This window comes from Rhodanobacter denitrificans, from assembly GCF_003335105.1.
Taxonomy (GTDB): domain Bacteria; phylum Pseudomonadota; class Gammaproteobacteria; order Xanthomonadales; family Rhodanobacteraceae; genus Rhodanobacter; species Rhodanobacter denitrificans_A.
This window is the reverse complement of record NZ_QFWQ01000002.1, coordinates 165,114-184,533: the sequence shown is the minus strand read 5'-3', so window position 1 is coordinate 184,533 and position 19,420 is coordinate 165,114. Positions and strand designations below refer to the sequence as shown.

Genomic DNA, 19,420 nt, shown 5'->3' with positions numbered 1-19,420 from the left:
GGGCGCGGTTGACGTTGGTTGGGCGAAGGCCATGGGGTTCCCCGGGGTTTGGTGGTCAGGTGATGGGTGGCGGGCAGCTGCTTTCGCGGACGATCAGTCGTACCGGTGCCACGGTTTGCCGGCTGGCGGCCTGCGGTTGCTGCAGGCGTTCAAGCACCAGCTCCGCCGCCTGCCCGCCGCGCTCGCGCGGCGCGGCCGACAGGGTGGTCAGCGGCGGCATTCCGAGCGCGGCCTCGGCGATATCGTCGAAACCGGTCAGCGCGAAGTCATGGCCAGGACGCAGCCCGCGCTGGTTGAGGCCGAGCATCAGCCCCAGCGCGACCGCGTCGTTGTAGCAGACTGCGGCGGTGGGGGCGAACGCGCCGGCAAACAGGGCCGGGGTGTGGTGGGCGGCGTCCAGCCGGGTCGGCGCGCATTCGATGCGCCAGTGCGGTTCGGTGCGCAACCCGGCGCCGCGCATCGCCTCGGCGTAGCCGGCGTGGCGCTGCCGGCACGAGCTGGAATCGTGGTGGCCGCCGAAGAACGCTATGCGCCGGTGGCCGCGCTCGAGCAGGTGTTCGGTGGCCAGGCGGGCGCCATGCTGGTTGTCCAGCATCAGCTGGTCCCAGTGCGCGAATTCGGGCAGCGCGCCGCCCAGCTCGCGGTTGAACAGCAGCAGCGGCGCCCGCCGGCCGACCGCGGCCAGCACGTCCGCTGCGCGGCTGTGCTCGGCCGGCGACAGGATGATCCCGGCCGGGCCGTGCTCCAGCAGCGAGCCGAGCACGGCCTGTTCGCGCGCGGGCGATTCGCCGGTGCAACCGAGCAGGGTGACGAAACCGGCGGCGGCCAGCGCCTCGTCCACGCCGGCGGCGAATTCGGCGAAGAACGGGTTGGCCAGATCGTTCAGCACCAGCGCGATGCTGGTCGAGGTGCGCCGGCGCAGGTTGGCGGCGGCACGGTTGTAGACGTAGCCTTGGCGGCGCAGCTCCTCCTCGACCCGGGCGCGGGTGAGCTTGTTCACCAGCGGACTGCCGCGCAGCACCAGCGAAACCGTGGCGCGCGACACGCCGCAGCCGGCGGCGATGTCGTTCAGGGTGACCTTGCGCCCGATCGGGATATGGCTGGACATGCGGTTTTACCGGTTTGGAACGATCCAAAATTAGCTTATCGACGCTTTTAAGCACGACGCGGCGCAACATGCCTTGTCCGCCAACGGGTGTTAGCGTGCCGCCGGATCGTTCCAAAAGGTAGCCCAGATGACCGCCCGCTTGCATGCCCCGTTTTCCCTTCTGCTCGCCGCCGCGCTCGGCGCCGCCGCCCTCGCGCCGGTCGCCGCGCATGCCGCGGCGGGCCACGCCGGCGAGGTCGACCCGCGCATCGGCACGGGCGGCGACGGCCACACCTTTCCCGGCGCCACGGTGCCGTTCGGCATGATCCAGCTGTCGCCGGACACCGCGATGCCCGACTTCAAGCATGCCTACAAGTGGGCCGCCGGCTACCAGTATGGCGACAGCAGCATCATGGGGTTCTCGCATACCCACTTCTCCGGCTCCGGCCATTCGGACCTGGGCGACGTGCTGGTGATGCCGATCGCCGGCGACGTGCGGCTGGAACCGGGCGACCCGGCCGCTCCATGCAGCGGCTACCGCTCGCGCTTCTCGCACGACAGCGAGGTGGTGCAGGCCGGCTACTACGCGGTGACGCTGAGCGATTACGGCGTGCGCGCCGAACTCACCGCAGGGCGCCGGATCGGCTGGCACCGCTACACCTTTCCGGCCGGCAAGCCCGCGCACGTGCTGCTGGACCTGCGCCCGAGCATCTACGACTACCCCGGCAAGGTGCTGTGGGCCAGCCTGCGCGTGCATGCCGACGGCACCGTCACCGGTTGCCGCACCACCCGCGGCTGGGCGCCGGGTCGCGAGCTGTGCTTCGCCATGCGCTTCTCGCAGCCGATGACCTCGCGCGAGCTGTACAACCGCGAGACCGACATCACCTACAAGGGCTTCAAGGGGCCGGGCAACCAGGCCGAGGACCGCGATGCGCAGGACGGCCGCGCGCTGGTCGGTGCGTTCGACTTCGGCCAGCTGAAGCGGCCGCTGGAAGTGAAGGTGGCGATCTCGCCGGTGAGCGAGGCGAACGCCGTGGCCAACCTTGACCACGACGGCACCGGCTGGGATTTCGACGCCCGCCGCGCCGAGGCGGCCGCGGCCTGGGACAAGGCGCTGGCGGTAATCGACGTGGAGGCGCCGAAGACTGCGAAGACGCAGTTCTATACCGCGCTGTACCACGCCATGCTGTCGCCCACGCTGAGCATGGACGTCAACGGCGAGTACCGCGGGCCGGACCATGCGGTGCACCGCGCGGACGGTTTCGAGTTCCATTCCACCTGGTCGCTGTGGGACGTCTACCGCGCGCAGCAGCCGCTGATGGCGTTGCTGCACCCCGCGCGCAGCACCGATTTCGTCCGCTCGCTGATCGCCGCGCGCGAGGCCAGCCCGTTCGGCATCCTGCCGGTGTGGGCATACCAGGGGCTGGAGACCTGGTGCATGATCGGCTACCACGCGGTGCCGGTGATCGCCGACGCCTACGTCAAGGGCGTGCGCGGCTTCGACGCGGACAAGGCACTCGCGGCGATGGTGGCCAGCGCCAGCTACGGCCCGTACGGCGACCTGGCCGATTACATGAAGCTCGGCTACGTGCCGATCGACAAGGAGCCCGAGGCCGCCTCCAAGACGCTGGAATACGCCTACGACGACTGGTCGCTGGCACAGATGGCCAAGGCAATGGGCAAGGCCGGCGTCGCCGCCACGTTCACGAAGCGGGCGGGGAACTGGCGCCACGCCTGGGATCCGCAGACCGGCTTCATGCGCGCGCGACTCAGCGACGGCAAGTTCCGCGAACCGTTCGACCCGGAAGCCGCCGGCTATGGCAGCGACTACACCGAGGGCAACGCCTGGCAGTATTCCTGGTACGTGCCGCAGGACGTCGCCGGGCTGATCGGCGCGATGGGCGGCGATACGAAATTCGTGGCCAAGCTCGACGCACTGTTCGAGGCGAAGGTCGACCCGAGCCATTTCAAGAATGTCGAAGACATCACCGGCCTGATCGGCTGGTACGCGCACGGCAACGAGCCAAGCCACCACATCGCCTACCTCTACGACTACGCCGGCGCGCCGTGGAAGACGCAAGCACGGCTGAAGCAGATCATGGACAGCCAGTACGCCGCGCGCCCGGACGGCCTCGCCGGCAACGACGACCTCGGCCAGATGTCGGCCTGGTATGTGTTCAGCGCGCTCGGCTTCTATCCGGTGACGCCGGCCAGCGACGAGTACGCGCTCGGCCGGCCGTTCGTGGCGAAGGCGGCGATCCACCTCGCTAACGGCCGCACGTTCACGGTCAGCGCCGCGCCTCTGGACGACGCCCATCCGTACGTCGGCGCGGTGACCCTCAACGGCAAGCCGCTGGATCGCACGTACTTGCGCCAGGGCGAGATCGTGGCCGGCGGCGAATTGCATTTCACCATGCAGGCCGAACCGAATCGGGAGTGGGGCAGCGCGGTGGCGGCGCGACCAACGGCGATGAGCCGCTACGGCGGATGAGCGATGCCGGCTGCCCCGTGGGCGCGGCGTGAATGAATCATGCAAGAATGCCCCGGAGACCTTCCGGGGCGAACCTGCCGATGCGGCGAGCGGCATGAAAACCAGGGGCATCATGCGCTGGCGTACCGCCGGCCTGCTGCTGGCGATGCTGATCATCGTCGGCCTGCCCTACTTCGTCACGCGCGAGAGCGCACGCAGTACCGAGTACGCCACGGACTGGGTGGGCCATTCGGTCGCGGTGAGATCGCTGGTCTACCATGTGGCCTACGTCGTGCACGACAGCGAGGCGGCCACCTACCGGCTGCTGGACGGTGACGAGAGCGACGCTACCCGCAAGCGCGCCGCGCGCGCCAGCCAGGAGGCGCCGCAGCTGATGCAGCAACTGCGCCTGATGACGCGCGACAACGCCGAGCAGCAGGCCGGACTCGGTGCGCTGGGCGGCAGCGTCGCCGGCCGCATCGCCTTCATGGACCGGGCGCTGGACCGGATGCGGCACGGCGACCCGGCCGGCGCGCGGCAATCGCTGCGCGACGGCGACGACCTGTTCGGCATGAGCGACAAGATCGCCGGCATCGCCAGGAACGAGGAGGATCTGCTGAAGCAGCGCCAGGCCGAAGTCGCGCGGCAGTCCTTCAACGGGCATGTCGCGCTCGCCGTCACCGCGCTGGCGCAGCTCGTGCTGCTGGTCATCATCGTGATCACCTCCGAACGGCAGATCGGCCGGCGCCAGCTGGCCGAGACCCGCGAGGGCCGCGCGGTGCTGCGCTCGCAGATGATCTTCCAGTCCGTGCGCGAGCCGATCGCGCTGTTCGACGAGGAGTTGAACAGCCTGCTGGTGAACAACGCATTCGGCGAGCTGTACGGCGTCGATCCACGGCAGCGGGCGGTGCCGCTGGCGCAGATCGGCAACGGCGCCTGGGGCGACAGCGTGCTGCTGCAGCGTCTGAGCGACGTGCTGCTGCGGGACCGCGAGCTGTGGGATTACGACATGGTCCAGCGCACTGCCGACGGCGTCGACCGGCACGTGGTGATCAATGCGCGACGCCTGCAGCAGGACACCAACGTGCATGCGTTGTTGCTCACGGTGAGCGATGTCACCACGCGTGCGCTGGCGGAACAGAAGATCATCGAGCTCAATCACCAGCTCGAAGGCAAGGTAGCCCAGATTTCCGACGTCAACCGCGAGCTGGAGGCGTTCAGTTACTCGGTCTCGCACGACCTGCGCGCGCCGTTGCGCCATATCGCCGGATTCGCACGCAAGCTGGAGCAGCACCTCGGCGACCGCCTGGACGAAAAGGGCGGCCACTACATCGAGGTGATCGCCAGTTCGGCCCAGCGCATGGCCGTGCTGATCGACGACCTGCTGGTGTTCTCCCGGCTCGGCCGCGGCGCGCTGCGGCTGCAGGCAGTGGACATGCAGTCGCTGGCCGAGGAAGCGCGCGTGCTGGCCGAGACAGGGGTGGAGGACCGGCGCATCGTGTGGAGCATCGCGCCGTTGCCGATGGTGATCGGCGATGAGAACATGCTGCGCACGGTATGGCAGAACCTGCTCAGCAATGCGGTCAAGTACACCGGCCACTGCGAGGTGGCGCAGATCGAGGTGAGCGTGCGGCGAGGGCGCAACGGCGATTACGTATTCACCGTGGCCGACAATGGCGCGGGGTTCGACATGCAGTACGCTGACAAGCTGTTCGGCGTGTTCCAGCGCCTGCATCGCGCCTCGGAATTCCCGGGCAACGGGATCGGCCTGGCCAATGTGCGGCGGATCGTGGCCCGCCACGGCGGTCGGGTATGGGCCGAGGCCGAGCCGGGGCAGGGCGCCCGTTTCCACTTTTCGCTGCCGGCCACCGATGTGTCCGGAGCACGCACCGAGAGTCGAGCATGAACAAGAGAGACCTGCGCACCATCCTGCTGGTGGAAGACAGTGTGGCCGACGCCGAGATGGCGATCGATGCGCTGAACGAGGCACATCTGGCCAACCCGGTGGTGCACGTGGAAGACGGCGTGGAATGCATGGACTACCTCCACGGCCGCGGCGCGTGGGATTCGCGCGAGCCGGGCGATCCGGCGGTGGTGCTGCTGGACATCAAGATGCCGCGCATGAACGGGCTCGACGTGCTGACCGCGATGCGCGGCGACGAAAGGCTGCGGCGCATCCCGGTGGTGATCCTGTCGTCCTCGCGCGAAGAAAGCGATCTGGCACGCAGCTGGGACCTGGGCGCCAACGCATACGTGATCAAGCCGGTCGACGTGGACCAGTTCTTCGATGCGGTGCGCACGCTGGGGCAATTCTGGGCCGTGTTGAACCAGGCGCCGGAGCAGGACTGAACGCGGAATCCATGACGGGACCTGCCCGCGCGTTACCTTGGCTCGCGGGCAGGCAGGTGCAGATCAATCGGGCAGTCGCGGGAATTCCTATGCCAAACCGGCAGCGACAGACATTGCCAAACGTTCGCGTGCTTCAGGTCGAGGACAGCCAGCTCGATGCCGAGCTGGTGCTGGCCGAGCTCGATGCCGACCGGATCGACTACGAGGCGCGGCTGGTCGACGACGAGGCGCATTTCGTCACCGCGCTGGACGAGTTCAAGCCGCACATCGTGTTGTCGGACCTCAGCATCCCCGGGTTCTCCGGCCAGCATGCGCTGGAACTGCTGCGCCAGCGCGACGAAGACCTGCCGTTCATCTTCGTTTCCGCCACGCTGGGCGAGGAGGCGGCGATCGAGGCCCTGCGCAACGGCGCCACCGACTACATCCTGAAGCAGAACCCGGCCCGGCTGGCCAGCGCCGTGCGGCGTGCCCTCGACGAGGCCGAGGCGCGCCGGGCCAGGCGCGCCGCCGAGGCGGAGCTGATCCGCGCGCAGCGTTTCGAGAGCCTGGCGATGCTCGCCGGCGGCCTCAGCCACGACCTGCGCAACCTGCTGCAGCCGCTGCTGCTGGTCGGCGACAGCCTGCAGGACTACCAGCACGATCCGCGTCTGGCCCGGCTGGGCAAGCTGGTGCGCGACTGCGGCAAGCGCGGCCTGGACATGGTGCACTCGATGCTGTCCTTCGCCAGGGGCGCGCGTCGCGCGGAGCAGGTCCGGCTGGGTGCGCTGTTCAGCGCGTTCGACCTGCTGATGCAGGGCAGCGTGCCGCGTACGGTGACGATGGAGCTGGCCATCGACGACCCGGAACTGACGTTCGAAGGCAACCATACCGAACTGCAGCAGTGCCTGCTCAACCTGTGCCTGAACGCGATCCAGGCAATGCCCGGCGGTGGCCATCTGCGCGTCGAGGCCGCGCGGGTCCAGCCGGCGGAAGACTTCTTCCGGCCAGGCGAACCATCGCGGCAGTGCTGCTACCTGTGCATCAGCGTGATCGATGACGGACCGGGGATGGAGCCGGCGGTGAGGGAGCGCCTGTTCGAGCCGTTCTTCACGACCAAGGAAGCCGGTACCGGGCTCGGCCTGCTCTCGTGCAAGCGCATCGTCACCAGCCATGGCGGCGTGATGCGGGTGGGCAGCGAGCCGGGCCGCGGCAGCCGTTTCGATCTTTACCTCCCGCTGGAGGCACCGGCTGGCGCCGACGAGCAGATGGACGACCAGGACAACCTGGAGGGCTCAGCCGAGAATGTGCTGGTGGTGGTGGAGGAGGCCGGTCAACTGTCCCTGCTGGCCGATACGCTGGATGCCTGGGGCTACCAGGCGCACGCCAGCCAGAGCGGCACCGCGGCGCTGCAGTGGATCGAGGCTGCCGGCCTGCCCGACATGGTGGTGCTGGACGCGGACATGAACCTTTTCACCGGCGTGCGCACGCTGGCCGCTCTGGTCGAACGGGGCTACGGCGGCGCGGTGGTGCTGCTGGCCCGCGCCGGCGCCGCGCCGGACCTGCACGAACTGCCGCCGCTGCAGCATTTGTACGTGGTCGACAAACCGGTCACCACCCAGGCGCTGCTGCGCGCGCTGCGCAATGCGCTGGGGGCGACCAGGAACAGCAGTTAGCCCGGCCGTTTCGCATGGCCGCTCGGGGGGAGGCTTGTTGACTTATTACTTCGATCTGGCGCTGCGCAGTTGCCGGCGCAGCAAGGCGCTGACGGCGCTGGTGGTGCTGCTGATGGGCTGCGGCGTGGCCACCTGCATGGTCTCCTTCGCAGTGTTCCGCGCCGCCGCGGCCGACCCGATCCCGTGGAAATCCGGCCAGCTGTTCGTGCCGCAGATCGACAACTTCGGCCCGGCGCACAACTGGAAGGGCGAGCCGCCGATCATGCTCAGCTACACCGATGCCGTGGCGCTGCTGCACGCGCGGCAGGCGCGGCGTCAGGTGCTGATCTACGGCAGCAAGTGGACCGTGCTGCCGGACGACGCGCGGCAGCAGCCGTCCCCGCAGGAAGGCGATGCGGTCAGCAGCGATTTCTTCGCGATGTTCGACGCGCGGTTCCGCTACGGCGGCGGCTGGTCGGCCCATGACGACGACCAGCGCGCGTCGGTGGCCGTCATCAGCAGCGCGCTCAACCAGAAACTGTTCGGCGGCGCCGACAGCGTGGGTCGCGAGATCAACCTGGACGCGCATGTCTATCGCATCGTCGGCGTGCTGGACGACTGGGAGCCACGCCCGCGCTTCTTCGACGTGATGAGCACGTTCGATGCCTTTGGCCATCCGCGGCAACTCTATCTCCCGTTCAGCCGCGCCATCGATCTGCAGAAAGCCACCTCGGGCCAGTTCTATTGCAGCACGAATACGGTCGATCCCGACCTGCCGGACTGGAACAGCGTCCTGCACAGCGAATGTGCGTGGATCGTGGCCTGGGTGGAACTGCCCGCGCGTGCCGACGCGGCGCGTTACCGTGACTGGTTGCGCAACTACGCGGCTGAGCAGCAGCGCCTCGGCCGTTTCGGCTGGCCACCGAACGTGCGCCTGTCCGACGTCATGCAGTGGCTGCACCAGGACAGCTTCAACGTGATACCGAAATCGTCGGCGTTGTCGCTGATCGTTTCGGTGAGCTTCCTGCTGATCTGCCTCGTCAACGTGATCGGCCTGATGCTGGCCCGCTTCATGCGTCGCGCGCCGGAGATCGGCGTGCGGCGCGCACTGGGCGCGTCGCGCGGAGCGATCTATCGCCAGTTCCTGACCGAGGCGGCGGCGATCGGGTTGGCCGGCGGTGTTTTGGGATTGCTGCTGACGGCGCTGGGCATGGCCGGCATCGGCAAGGTGTTCGAACCGGAGATTGCCCGTCTGGCGCGGCTGGATGCGTCACTGTTCCTGCTCACCGTACTGGTAGCGGTGCTCGCCAGCTTGATCGCCGCGCTGTATCCCACCTGGCGCGCCGCCCAGGTGCAGCCGGCATGGCAGCTGAAGTCCAACGGATGAACACGACGATGCAGATACGCCCGATCCTTGCCGCGCTGCGCCGGCACAAGATGGCCACGCTGCTGATCGTGCTGCAGATCGCGCTGACCCTGGCGGTGGTCAGCAACGCGCTGTTCATCGTCAAGACGCGGGTAGTGCACCTGTCGCGCCCAAGCGGCACCGACGAGGCGCATTTGTTCGTCATCAACAACCAGTGGATCGGCCGGCCGGACGTGCCGCACATCCACGCGCAGATGCTGGCCGACCTGGCGACCTTGCGCAAGTTGCCGGGCGTGCGCGATGCGTTTGCCAGCCAGGCCTACCCGATGCAGGAGGGCGGCGGCGGGCTGGTGCGCATCAAGCAGCGGGTCGAGCAGAAGAAGCTGCAGCTGGCGCTTTCCTATTTTGCCGACGAGCATGCGATCGACACGTTCGGCATCGCGCTGGTGGCCGGCCGCAACTTCCGCGCCGACGAGATCGGCAGTCTCGGCCCCTACGACAAGGTGGTGCCGGCGGTCATCATCATCACGCGCGACCTGGCCCACAAGCTTTTCCCCGATGGCGCGGCCGTGGGCCAGCGCGTCTACCTCAGGGACGACGGCCCGAGCACGATCATCGGCGTGGTCGATCGGCTGCAAGGCAGTTACGCGGGCAGCAGCACGCGATCGATCGATGAGGACACGGTGCTGGTGCCGGCGCGCTACGCCAGCGCCGACGACGGGGCGGCCTATGCCGGCGGGGTGGTCTATCTGGTGCGTGCGCAACCTGGCCAACTGGTCGCGTTGCTGCAGTCGGCACCGGCCGCCCTGCTCGCGCAGAACCGCATGCGCCTGATCAGCCCGGAAGACGGCGTGGTCACGCTGGCGCAGGCACGCGCGAAGGCCTACGCCACCGATCGCGGCGTGGCGATCATGATGGGCGCGATGTGCGCCTTGCTGCTGCTGGCGACCGCCGGCGGCATCGTGGGACTGAGCAGCTTCTGGGTCGGTCAGCGGCGCCGCTCGATCGGCGTGCGACGTGCGCTGGGCGCAACGCGCGGCGACATCCTGAGTTATTTCCAGACGGAGAACGCGCTGATCGTCGGCTTCGGCGTGGTGCTGGGCGTGGCACTCGGCGTGGCTGCGAACTTGTCGTTGATGACGCACTACGAACTGCCGCGGATGCCGTTATGGGTGCTCGCAGTCGGCGCGGTGTTGCTGTGGCTGCTCGGCCAGCTGGCCGTGCTCGGTCCAGCCCGGCGCGCCGCCGCGGTGCCGCCGGTGGAGGCGACGCGCTCGGTGTGAGCTGATGAGTTTGTAGGGCGGGCAGTGCCCGCCAGCTTGTGCTACGCGTCCAGCCAAAGATCGGCGGGCAGTGCCCGCCCTACAAAACTGGCCCGCAGGCGTGGCGACATCCGGATCGGTAGAAAGGCGGCATCGCCTGTCCCGCAGCGGCCTCAGTCGATGCCGAGCTTCTTCAGCTTGTAGCGCAGCGCGCGGAAGGTGATGCCGAGTTTGCGGGCGGCCGCGGTCTTGTTGTACCGCGATTCTTCCAGCGCCTTGACGATGGCGGTGCGCTCGAGGTTGCTGATGTAGTCGTCGAGGCCGCCGTTAGCGCTCGCCGGCGGCGGTGCCACCGCGGCGACGCCGGCGGCCGGCGTATCGGCGCCAGTGCGCGCGCTGCGCTGCGGCAGCATCAGGTCGGCCGCCTCGATGGTGCTGCCGTCGCACATCGCCATCGCGCGTTCGAGGATGTTCTCCAGCTCGCGCACGTTGCCGGGGAAGTCGTAGGCTTCCAGCGCATCGCGCGCGGACGGCGACAGCTGGCCGACGCTTTCGCCGCTCTTGCCGGCCAGCGCCTTGAGGATGAACGCGGACAGCTGCGGCACGTCGCCGCGGCGCTCGCGCAGCGGCGGCACGCGCAGCTCGATCACGTTGATGCGGTAGAACAGGTCCTGGCGGAACTGGCCCTGTTCGACCAGCTGGCCGAGGTTCTTGTGGGTGGCGGACAGGATGCGCACGTCGACCGGGATCTCGTCGCGGCCGCCGATCGGGCGCACTGCCTTTTCCTGGATTGCGCGCAGCAGCTTCACCTGCATGTGCAGCGGCAGCTCGGCCACCTCGTCGAGGAACAGCGTGCCGCCCTGGGCGGCCTGGAACAGGCCTTCCTTGTCGGTGCTGGCGCCGGTGAAGCTGCCCTTGCGATGGCCGAAGAACTCGCTTTCCATCAGCTCCGACGGGATCGCGCCGCAATTGACCGGCACGAACGGCCCGCTGGCGCGCGGGCCCTGCTCGTGGATCAGCCGGGCCACCAGTTCCTTGCCCACGCCGGATTCGCCGGCGATGTAGACCGGCGCCTGGTTGCGCGCCAGCTTGGCGATGGTGGCGCGCACCTGCTGCATCGCCGCCGAGCTGCCGATCAGCCGATCGCCGGATTCGCCGGTCTTCGCGGCGGCGGCACCAGTGCGCTTTTCCTCGGCCAGGCGCAATGCGGTGCGCACCAGCCCGCGCAGCATCTGGATGTCGACTGGCTTGGAGACGAAGTCGAATGCACCGGCCTTCAGCGCGTTCACCGCGGCGTCGACGTTGCCGTAGGCGGTGATCATCGCCACCGGCATGTCCGGATGGCTCGCGGCGATCAGTTCGATGATCTCGTGGCCGGTGCCGTCGGGCAGCCGCATGTCGGTGAAGCACAGGTCGTAGCTGCGTTCGGCCAGTGCGCGGCGTGCCTCGGCGACGGTGCCGACGGCATCGACCTGCAGATCCATCCGTCCCAGCGTGATGGTCAGCAGTTCGCGGATGTCGCGTTCGTCGTCGATGACCAGGACGGTCTGTGGGTTCATGGCACGGCGCGTGGCAAACGATGCAGCAGAGAATACCCGGGCCCGCGCTGCGGGGCAAAGACTACCAATGTCGCAGCCGGCTCCCCGAAGCCCGCTACCGCGGCGTGCGGCGGGCGCGGTCCGGACGTCTTGCGGGTACCGTCCGGCCTGGCCATCCGGCCGTGGTGTCCGTGTGGTCGCCGGCGGTGGCGGTCAGCAGGAAACCGGGCTCGGTCTGCCCGTGCGCGGTCGCGGCGACGATCAGAAGCACGCCGGCGAGGCGGGCATTGCGGGGTTTCATGATCGCTCTGGGCGGCGACCTATTTCGCGGCAAGCCGGGTTGCCGCCGAGGCATCGACGCCGGCGCGGTCGGTCTCGCGCTTGAACAGGAACAGGGTGGCCAGGATCAGCGTCATCGGCAGCAGCGAGAAATAGAACGCGTGGATGCCGTCGAAGCTGGCGAACACCCGGGCCGTGATGTACGAGCCCAGCGTGCCACCGAGCGCGGAGAACACCACGATCAGCCCGGTCATCGCCGCGTGCATCGGCTTGGGCAGCGAACTCAGCGCCACCGAGTTGATCACCGGGTAGATCGGCGCCATCAGCAGGCCGAGCAGCGGGATCAGGTACGCCGCGAGCGGCGCATCGAACCAGCCGACGTCCGGCCGCGCCACCACGCCACGCGCCAGCGGCAGCACCACGACCACCAGCACGCCCATGCCGAGCACGCACGCATTGAGCAGCGTGTACCAGCGCACCCGCTTCAGCACGACGCCGGCGCCGATGCGGCCCAGCGCGGTCATCCCGGCGAGGATGCTGGCGAACTGGATGCTCATCGCATTCGGCAGCTTCAGGATCTCGTTGTTGAAGGTGGGCAGCCAGGTGCCGAAGCTCTGCTCGATCAGCACGTACAGGAAGGCGGAGGCGAGGAACACGTAGACCAGTGGGCGCACGAACAGGCGCAGCATCTCCATGATCGCGTCGGTGAAGGAGTTGTTGTGCCCGTGCGCATGCGCGGCGTCTTCGTCCAGCTGGCTGGTGGCCAGCAAGGCGATCGTCAGCGCGCACGCGCCGGCGAGCAGCCAGTACACGTTGAACCACACCGGGTCGCCCGGGTTCGCCGGGTCGATGTAGGCGCTGAAGATCCAGTTGCCGGCGAGCACGCCGACCATGAACAGGCCCTCGATGGTATTGGTCAGGCGTGAGTGGGCGGTGCGGTCGGCGGTGAGCAGGCCGATCGAGGAATACACGCCGACCTTGGCCAGCGCGAACGAGAAGCCCACGCAGGCGAACAGCAGCCGCGTGGTCAGGAAGCTGGGGTAGAGCGGCATCAGCAGGCAGGCGCCGCCGACGATGGCCAGCGCCAGCATCATCGAGCGCCGGTAGCCGAACAGCGGCAGGAACGAGGCGACCAGGAACGAGGTGAACGCGATCGTGAGGTCCTTGTAGCGTTCCAGCGCGCTGGCCGCGGGCTTGTCGATGCCGAACGTGGCGATCGACTGCAGGATCACCGTGCCGACGCTGTTGAGCAGGATCGCGAAGATCATGTAGATCAGTGCCAGCGCGACGATCATGCGGATTCGGTTCATGTCACCCCCGGCGGTACGACATCGGCATCAACAGGTTGCTGCAAAGGCCATCCCGGCCTCATCGACGCGCCAGCTCCGGCGCACGTGTTCGCCCTGTCCGTGGCCCGCATTGGCAGGGTGTCTCCGACACCCGCGCCAGGGGAAAACCGCGGTCCGGGCCGCTCTTGGGGGTACGGCCCGGACCGCGCGCCCTGCAATGATCGCAGGCTTAGAACAGGTACTTCACCGTCATGTTGACCTCGCGGCCTTCCATCGGGCGGGCGAGGATCACGCCATCGGTACCGGCGGCGGAGCCGAAGATGCGCGAGTTGCTCTCGGTCAGGCCCAGTTCGTTGGTCATGTTGGTGCCCTGCAGGCGGATCTGCCAGCTCTTCTGCACGTTGGCGACGACGCCGAAGTCCCAGGTGTCGTAGCTGCCCAGCTGCTGCAGGGCGGACTGGTCCTGGGTGTGCGGGCCGACGTGGGTGTAGGTCACGAAGGCGGTGATGTCGCCCCAGTCGAACGGCACGCGATAGCTCGGCGTGAGCATGTAGCGCACCTTCGGCTGGCGCTGCAGCTGCTTGTCGTTGATGCCGATGCACCGGGTGGCGCCGCTGGCGAGGTCGGTGTACAGGAAGCAGGAGTTGTTGTGCGTGTAGTGGCCGTCGAGGTAGTTGGCGACCACCTGCACCTTGAAGTTCTCGAACGGCGTGACCGCGCCGGCGAGGTTCACGCCCTTGGAGTCGGAGCCGTACAGCGCCTGCGCGCCGACCGGCACGCCCTGGCCGTTGGTGGGCTGGTAGGTCAGGCCGTTGAACTGGCGGTGGTACACGCTGATGTCGGCGTAGAACAGGTCGGACTGGTACTTGAAGCCGCCCTCGAAGTTCTGCACCTTCTGCAGCGGCGGGGTATTGCCGGTGGTGTTGCCGCGCAGCGCGTTGTCGAAGTCGCCGAAGTGCGCGCCCTTGTTGGCGCGGACATAGACGCTCATGTTGTCGGCCAGCTCGTAGTTCACGCCGACGGTCCACGACGGGTGGGTCTTGTCGTAGCGGGTTCTCGCGTAGGTGCCGTTGCACGTCGGCACGCTGTTGTCGTACAGCGTGTTCGGGTTGCCGTCGAGGTCGATGTTGGTGAGGTTGCAGACGTTGTTGGTGGCGTTCTCGTTCTCGATGCGGCCGGACGCGTCGATCAGCCACTTGCCGATGCGCCACACGTCGGACAGGTAGAACGCCTTGTTGGTGGCGCTGCCGTGCTGGGCGATGTTGTAGCCGCCGTAGTCGAGGAAGCCCTGGCCGTCGGTGAGGTACTTGGTCTGGCCGTTGTCGACGTAGCTGACCCGGATCGGCTGCGCGTTGGGCGCGTTGGTCATCAGCATCTGGTTGCCCAGCGCCCACTTGTCGTCCATGGTGTAGTGGGCGAGGTAGAGGCCGCCGGTGAGCGTGTTGCCCTCGAACAGCTCCTTGCTTAGGCGGAAGTCGTTGCTCATGTTCTTCAGGTGCTTGTGGATGTACCACCAGCCCTGGTGGATCACGCTCTGGTTCGGGTCGACCATGCCGCCGCCGTTCACGTAGCTGGCGGTGGCCGAGCCGGCGGGCAGGTTGAAGGCGCCCATGCTCGAGGTATTGGTGTACAGCATGTCGTTCATGCTGCCCGGGTTGTTGCCCGAGAACAGTGCGTTGGTGTCGACGTCGCCGCCGTCGAGCAGGAACTTGTCCGACAGGTTCCAGCCGTTGCCCAAGTCGTAGTCGAAGTTGCCGCCGAAGAAGCTGAACTTGGTGCCGCGGCCGTTGGCCAGGTTGGCGTCGGTGCCGCCGCCGGGGTAGCCGGGCAGGTGCACGTGCTGGATCGCCTTGCTGTAGTAGGTGTCGGTCAGCGGGTCGAAGCCGGGGTAGGCGCTGAACTGGTCGGTGCCGTGCTGGAGCAGCGGGACCGGCGTGATGAACTGGTTGCGGTCGTTGAGCTGGCGCGCGTACAGCGTCATGCTGCCGTTGTCGCTGTCATGGCTCAGCGTGGCGGTGAGCTGGCCGCCCTTGTCCGCGGCGAACTGCGGGTCGCGCACGCCGTCGGAGGTGCGCCAGAAGCCGCCGACGCTGCCGTACCAGTCCTTGGCGATCGGGAAGCCAAGGAAGCCGTCGACGCGGCGCAGGTTCTCGCTGCCGTAGGTGACGCCGACGCTGCCGCTGGGCACGTCGGTGCCGGTCTTCAGCATGAAGTTCGCGGTGGCGCCGATCTGGCCGTCGCCGAACACGACCGACGGGCCGCCCTGCAGGATTTCCACGCGCTCGACGGTGTCGTCGAGGCGGAAGATCGAGGTGGTCTCGAAGAACGACAGGGTGGGCATGCCGTACAGCGGCGAACCCATCAGCTGGGTCGAGAAGTAGGGCGCGTCGCCGCCGCCCGGGAAGCCGGCGATCTCGATGTTGGCGCCGGTCTGGCCGCCGGTGGATTCCGGCCACATGCCGGGCGAGATCTTCAGCAGGTCAGCCGTGCTCTTCGGGTTGGCCATCTTGATCTGTTCGGCCGTGGCGGTGGTGACCGAGTAGCTCGTATCGATCTTCTTCAGGCCGCCGGTGGCGGTGTTGCCGGTCACCACCACCTGCTCAAGGGTCTTCGCCTTGGCGGCGTCGGCCTTCTGTTGGGCGGCACTCTTTTTCGCCGGTGCCTGGGTAGCCTGTGCCGGCGTGGCGTCCTGGGCCATGGCTGTGCCGCAGAATAGGATGGCGGCTATCGCCACCGGAAGGCTTAGTCTGGACAGCTGCTTGGTCTTCATTTCCGTCACTCCCCACCAGTTGGATTGGATTGTTTTTGCCGCGCAACGCAGCGTGTCGGCTGCGCGGAATGGCCGCTCATCTGATGAAACGACTGATGTCGAACGCGGCAATGTTCGGCAGCAGCACATCCGCTCTGTCCAGCTCCTGCGCACGGCCGATGCCGACCGCCACCATGCCCGCCCCATGCAGGGCGGCGATGCCCGCCGCGGCGTCTTCCACGCCGAGGCATTCCTCCGGAGCCAGGCCCAGCCCGCTGGCCGCCGCCAGGAAGATCTCCGGGTCGGGCTTGGAGCGGGCGATGCGGCCGGCGTCGACCACGCAGTCGAACAGCGTGGCGATGCCCAGCCGGTCGAGCAGCTGCGGTGCGTTGCGGCTGGCCGAGGCCAGCGCGGTCTTCAGCCCGGCGCGGCGCACGGACTCCACCGCGGCGCGCGCGCCGGGCAGCAGGTCCTGCGGGCGGAGGCGCCCGATCAGCTCGACGTAGTGGGCGTTCTTGCGCGCCGCGAGCGCTTCCTTCTCCGCTTCGCTGTAGGAGCGCGGCGCCTGTTCCAGCAGGATGTCCAGCGAACCGCGGCGGTCTACGCCCTTCATGCGCCCGGCGGTGGCCTCGTCGAGCGGCGCGCCGATCTCGTCGGCCAGCTGCTGCCATGCCGCGCGATGCAGCACCGCGGTGTCGGCGAGCACGCCGTCGAGATCGAAGACCACCGCCTTCAGCGGCGGCAGCGGCGCGACAAAGCCCGCGCAGGGCAGGCGCAACGGTTGGCCGGCACGCAGGCGTTGCGGCAGGCCGTCGTGCAGGAAGGTGAGCGCGCTGCCTTCGGTGAGCGTGTACCGCACGCCGTCGCCGTCGACCTCCACGCGCAGATGCGCATCGTGCCAGCGCAGGCCGAAGCGGTAGCTTTTCCATGCCGCCGGCAGCCGCGGCGCCAGCGCCGGCAGGCCACCGTGCACGCGCAGGCCGCCGTAGCCCCAGGTCAGCGCCAACCAGCTGCCGGCCATCGCCGCCATGTGCAGGCCGTGCGCCGCGTTGCCGTGCAGGTCGTCCAGGTCGACCCGCAGGGTGTCGAGGAAATAATGGAATGCCTTGTCGGCATGGCCCACCTCGGCCGCGATCACCGCGAAGGTGGAGGCGGACAGGGTGGAGTCGTGCACGGTGACGCCTTCGTAGTAGTCGAAGTTGCGCCGCTTGGCGGCCACGTCGACCTGCTCGCCGGCCAGCATCAGGGCGAGCAGCGCGTCGGCCTGCTTGCACACCTGGTGGCGGTAGATGCTCAGCGGATGCATGCGCAGCAGCAGCGGGCGCTTGTCCGGCGTGGTGGCGAGCGCGGCGGGCAGCCGCGGCTTGTCGAGGAAGCCGTCGTCCTGCGGGAAGATGCCCAGTTCGGCATCCACCGGCAGGTACATCGCCTGCGCCGCGGCCCTCCACTGCGCCGGCTCGTCGGCCTCGAGGCCGATCCGTGCGGTCAGCGCGGCGTAGTCGGCCGGGTAGGTCAGTGCCATCCATTCGGCGGTGGCGGCCGCGTCGCGCAGGTGCCGCTGCGCCATGCGGTTGGTGTAGTGGTTGTTGTCGACCAGGGCGGAGTATTCGTCCGGGCCGGTGACCTCATGGATGCAGAACGCGCCGCCGCGGCGCGGATTGAAGTGGCCGATCTGCAGCCAGATCCGCGCCGTCTCGAAAATCATCTCGGCGCCGCCTTCGAGCAGGAACGCCTGATCGCCGCTGGCGTCGACGTAGAGGCGGACGGCCCACGCCACGGCGGCGTTGATGTGGTACTGCGCCGAGCCGCCCGGGAAGTACGCGGAGCATTCGTCGCCGCTGATCGTGCGCCAGGCGTACAGTGCGCCGCGCCGGTGGTCGAGCTCGCGTGCATGCCGGCGCGCGTGGTCCAGCGTGCGGTGGCGGTACACCAGCATGGCGCGCGCCAGCTCCGGCGCCAGGGTGACCAGCGCCGGCAGCATGAAGGCTTCGGCGTCCCAGAAGTAGTGGCCTTCGTAGCCCTCGCCGGTGAGCCCCTTGGCCGCGGTGCTGCTGCGGCCATCGCGGCTGCTGGACTGGAACAGGTGGAACAGGTTGAGGCGCAGCGCCTGCTCGGTCGCCGGGTCGCCGGCGATGGCCAGGTCGACCTGCGCCCAGAATCCTGCCAGCGCCTGCGTCTGCTGTTCGAGCAGGGCCGGGTAGCCGAGCGCGATCGCCGCGGCAAGGGTGGCCTCGGCCCGGGCGGGGAGAGCGTCGGCGGCGTCCGTGGCGAATGGCTCGGCAAAGGCGTAGGCGACGTACTTGTCCAGGCCGACGGCCTGGCCGGGTGCGAGCGTGCCGGTATAGGCCTGCATCACGCCATCGGCGGTCCGGCCGGCATCGCGGAAGACGAGGCCGGCGACCTGTTCGTGGCGTTGTACGCAAGCCAGCCGGATGCCGCTATGGGTGGTCTGCTGGCCGACCCAGGCTGAGGCCTCGTCCGCTTGCGCGGCCCAGGTGGAGAGGCCACCCGCGAGGCGGCTGCCGATACGTGGATCGTCGCCCTGGCCGGCGGCCTCGCGCCCACAGCCGATCGACGACTCCAGCGTGACCGGGCCGCGGTAGTCGATCGAACGCACGCGATAACGGATCGCCAGCAGCCCGGCCTGCGCCAGGCTGACGAGGCGCTCGGTCTCGATCTCCAGCGTGGCGCCTTGCGGCGAGCGCCAGCGCAGCCGCCGCCGGTAGCAGCCGTGGCGCAGGTCGAGGGTGCGCTCGAACTGCAGCCATTCGCCCTGGTCCAGCTGCACCGGCGTATCGCCCAGGCGCAGCCGGATGCGGGTGGCGTCGGCGACCGGGATGCGCGTGTCGGTATGGCGGGCGAAGCCGGGGAAACGCTCGTGGTATTCGATCGGGGTGCGTTCCCATACCCCGGACAGCAGGGTGGCCTGGCTGGCGCTGTCGGCTTCCTCCAGGTTGCCGCGCACGCCGAGCGTGCCATTGGCGAGGGCGAACAGGCTTTCGTCCTGAGCAAAGCCGGCCGGGTCGGTGCCATGACGGACCAGCAGCCACGGGTCGCCCACGGCCTGCCTTTCGGGCATCCGGGCATCCGGGCTCGCTGCTGCCGTCATCTGGTGATCCACGGTAAACCTCCCCTCTTCGCATGCATGGGCCGCCCGGCACCCGGCCGGAGGGAGCTTGGCATCAAATGTTATCGGTATCAAGATATCGATAACATTTGATGTTGCAGACTTGCCGGATGGTTCCGCGGTGAAGGAGAAGGGCATGGATACGTGCTTTTCGCTCGCATCGGTGCGCAGCGAGTCCGCGCGCGGGGCGAGCTTGCATCGGCAGGCCGAATGTCGACACACTGCTGGCGCCGGCAACGGCCATCGCTGCAGCCCGGCGGCGGCGCGGTACCG

General features: G+C 68.4%; 12 protein-coding genes. 6 read left to right on the top strand and 6 right to left on the bottom strand.

From position 1 onward, the window contains the following. Positions 1-55: 55 nt before the first annotated feature. Entirely contained in the window at positions 56-1,108 is a 1,053-nt protein-coding gene (locus tag DEO45_RS01730; RefSeq protein ID WP_114340605.1) for a LacI family DNA-binding transcriptional regulator, read from the bottom strand. Between the two features lie 127 nt (positions 1,109-1,235). Here DEO45_RS01730 and DEO45_RS01725 point away from each other — a divergent pair, with 127 nt between their 5' ends. From DEO45_RS01725 to DEO45_RS01700, 6 genes are all read left to right on the top strand, one after another. Next, a complete protein-coding gene (locus DEO45_RS01725) occupies positions 1,236-3,578 on the top strand; it encodes a GH92 family glycosyl hydrolase (protein WP_114340604.1) in 2,343 nt (780 codons plus the stop codon). Between the two features lie 94 nt (positions 3,579-3,672). Further along, positions 3,673-5,463, top strand: coding sequence for a sensor histidine kinase (locus DEO45_RS01720; protein ID WP_114340603.1), 1,791 nt, complete (start codon positions 3,673-3,675; stop codon positions 5,461-5,463). Continuing rightward, a complete protein-coding gene (locus DEO45_RS01715; protein ID WP_114340602.1) occupies positions 5,460-5,906 on the top strand; it encodes a response regulator in 447 nt (148 codons plus the stop codon). Before DEO45_RS01720 ends, DEO45_RS01715 begins: the two co-directional genes overlap by 4 nt. Before the next feature lie 89 nt (positions 5,907-5,995). Continuing rightward, on the top strand, positions 5,996-7,558 hold the full coding sequence (locus tag DEO45_RS01710) for a response regulator (RefSeq protein ID WP_189339650.1): 1,563 nt from the start codon (positions 5,996-5,998) through the stop codon (positions 7,556-7,558). Positions 7,559-7,592: 34 nt separating this feature from the next. Next, the gene (locus DEO45_RS01705) at positions 7,593-8,924 is read left to right on the top strand and encodes an ABC transporter permease (protein WP_114340600.1); all 1,332 of its coding nucleotides are present in this window, start codon (positions 7,593-7,595) and stop codon (positions 8,922-8,924) included. After that, positions 8,921-10,186 (top strand): ABC transporter permease, encoded by a 1,266-nt coding sequence (locus DEO45_RS01700; RefSeq protein ID WP_114340599.1) that lies wholly within the window; start codon positions 8,921-8,923, stop codon positions 10,184-10,186. Before DEO45_RS01705 ends, DEO45_RS01700 begins: the two co-directional genes overlap by 4 nt. 152 nt (positions 10,187-10,338) lie before the next feature. On the opposite strand, the gene DEO45_RS01695 is transcribed toward DEO45_RS01700, so the two are convergent. The 5 genes from DEO45_RS01695 to pgmB form a co-directional block, all read right to left on the bottom strand. Then, positions 10,339-11,724, bottom strand: a complete 1,386-nt coding sequence (locus DEO45_RS01695) for a sigma-54-dependent transcriptional regulator (RefSeq protein ID WP_114340598.1) — start codon at positions 11,722-11,724, stop codon at positions 10,339-10,341. A 94-nt stretch (positions 11,725-11,818) separates the two neighbouring features. Further along, positions 11,819-12,004 carry a hypothetical protein gene (locus DEO45_RS01690; protein ID WP_114340597.1) on the bottom strand — a complete coding sequence of 62 codons (186 nt, stop codon included), beginning with the start codon at positions 12,002-12,004 and terminating at the stop codon, positions 11,819-11,821. A 19-nt stretch (positions 12,005-12,023) separates the two neighbouring features. After that, on the bottom strand, positions 12,024-13,292 hold the full coding sequence (locus tag DEO45_RS01685; protein WP_223250743.1) for an MFS transporter: 1,269 nt from the start codon (positions 13,290-13,292) through the stop codon (positions 12,024-12,026). Positions 13,293-13,500: 208 nt separating this feature from the next. Continuing rightward, positions 13,501-16,041: a TonB-dependent receptor gene (locus tag DEO45_RS01680; RefSeq protein WP_114340595.1), complete on the bottom strand. Its 2,541-nt coding sequence runs from the start codon at positions 16,039-16,041 to the stop codon at positions 13,501-13,503. A gap of 76 nt (positions 16,042-16,117) precedes the next feature. Beyond that, positions 16,118-19,099: a beta-phosphoglucomutase gene (gene pgmB / locus DEO45_RS01675; protein WP_223250741.1), complete on the bottom strand. Its 2,982-nt coding sequence runs from the start codon at positions 19,097-19,099 to the stop codon at positions 16,118-16,120. Positions 19,100-19,420 lie beyond the last annotated feature (321 nt).

Excerpts from the sequence above, each read along its gene's own strand:
- DEO45_RS01730 (WP_114340605.1), bottom strand. The coding sequence starts at position 1,108 with ATGTCCAGCCATATCCCGATCGGGCGCAAGGTCACCCTGAACGACATC.
- DEO45_RS01725 (WP_114340604.1), top strand. The coding sequence starts at position 1,236 with ATGACCGCCCGCTTGCATGCCCCGTTTTCCCTTCTGCTCGCCGCCGCG.
- DEO45_RS01720 (WP_114340603.1), top strand. The coding sequence starts at position 3,673 with ATGAAAACCAGGGGCATCATGCGCTGGCGTACCGCCGGCCTGCTGCTG.
- DEO45_RS01715 (WP_114340602.1), top strand. The coding sequence starts at position 5,460 with ATGAACAAGAGAGACCTGCGCACCATCCTGCTGGTGGAAGACAGTGTG.
- DEO45_RS01710 (WP_189339650.1), top strand. The coding sequence starts at position 5,996 with ATGCCAAACCGGCAGCGACAGACATTGCCAAACGTTCGCGTGCTTCAG.
- DEO45_RS01700 (WP_114340599.1), top strand. The coding sequence starts at position 8,921 with ATGAACACGACGATGCAGATACGCCCGATCCTTGCCGCGCTGCGCCGG.
- DEO45_RS01695 (WP_114340598.1), bottom strand. The coding sequence starts at position 11,724 with ATGAACCCACAGACCGTCCTGGTCATCGACGACGAACGCGACATCCGC.
- DEO45_RS01690 (WP_114340597.1), bottom strand. The coding sequence starts at position 12,004 with ATGAAACCCCGCAATGCCCGCCTCGCCGGCGTGCTTCTGATCGTCGCC.
- DEO45_RS01685 (WP_223250743.1), bottom strand. The coding sequence starts at position 13,292 with ATGAACCGAATCCGCATGATCGTCGCGCTGGCACTGATCTACATGATC.
- DEO45_RS01680 (WP_114340595.1), bottom strand. The coding sequence starts at position 16,041 with ATGAAGACCAAGCAGCTGTCCAGACTAAGCCTTCCGGTGGCGATAGCC.
- pgmB (WP_223250741.1), bottom strand. The coding sequence starts at position 19,099 with ATGCCCGAAAGGCAGGCCGTGGGCGACCCGTGGCTGCTGGTCCGTCAT.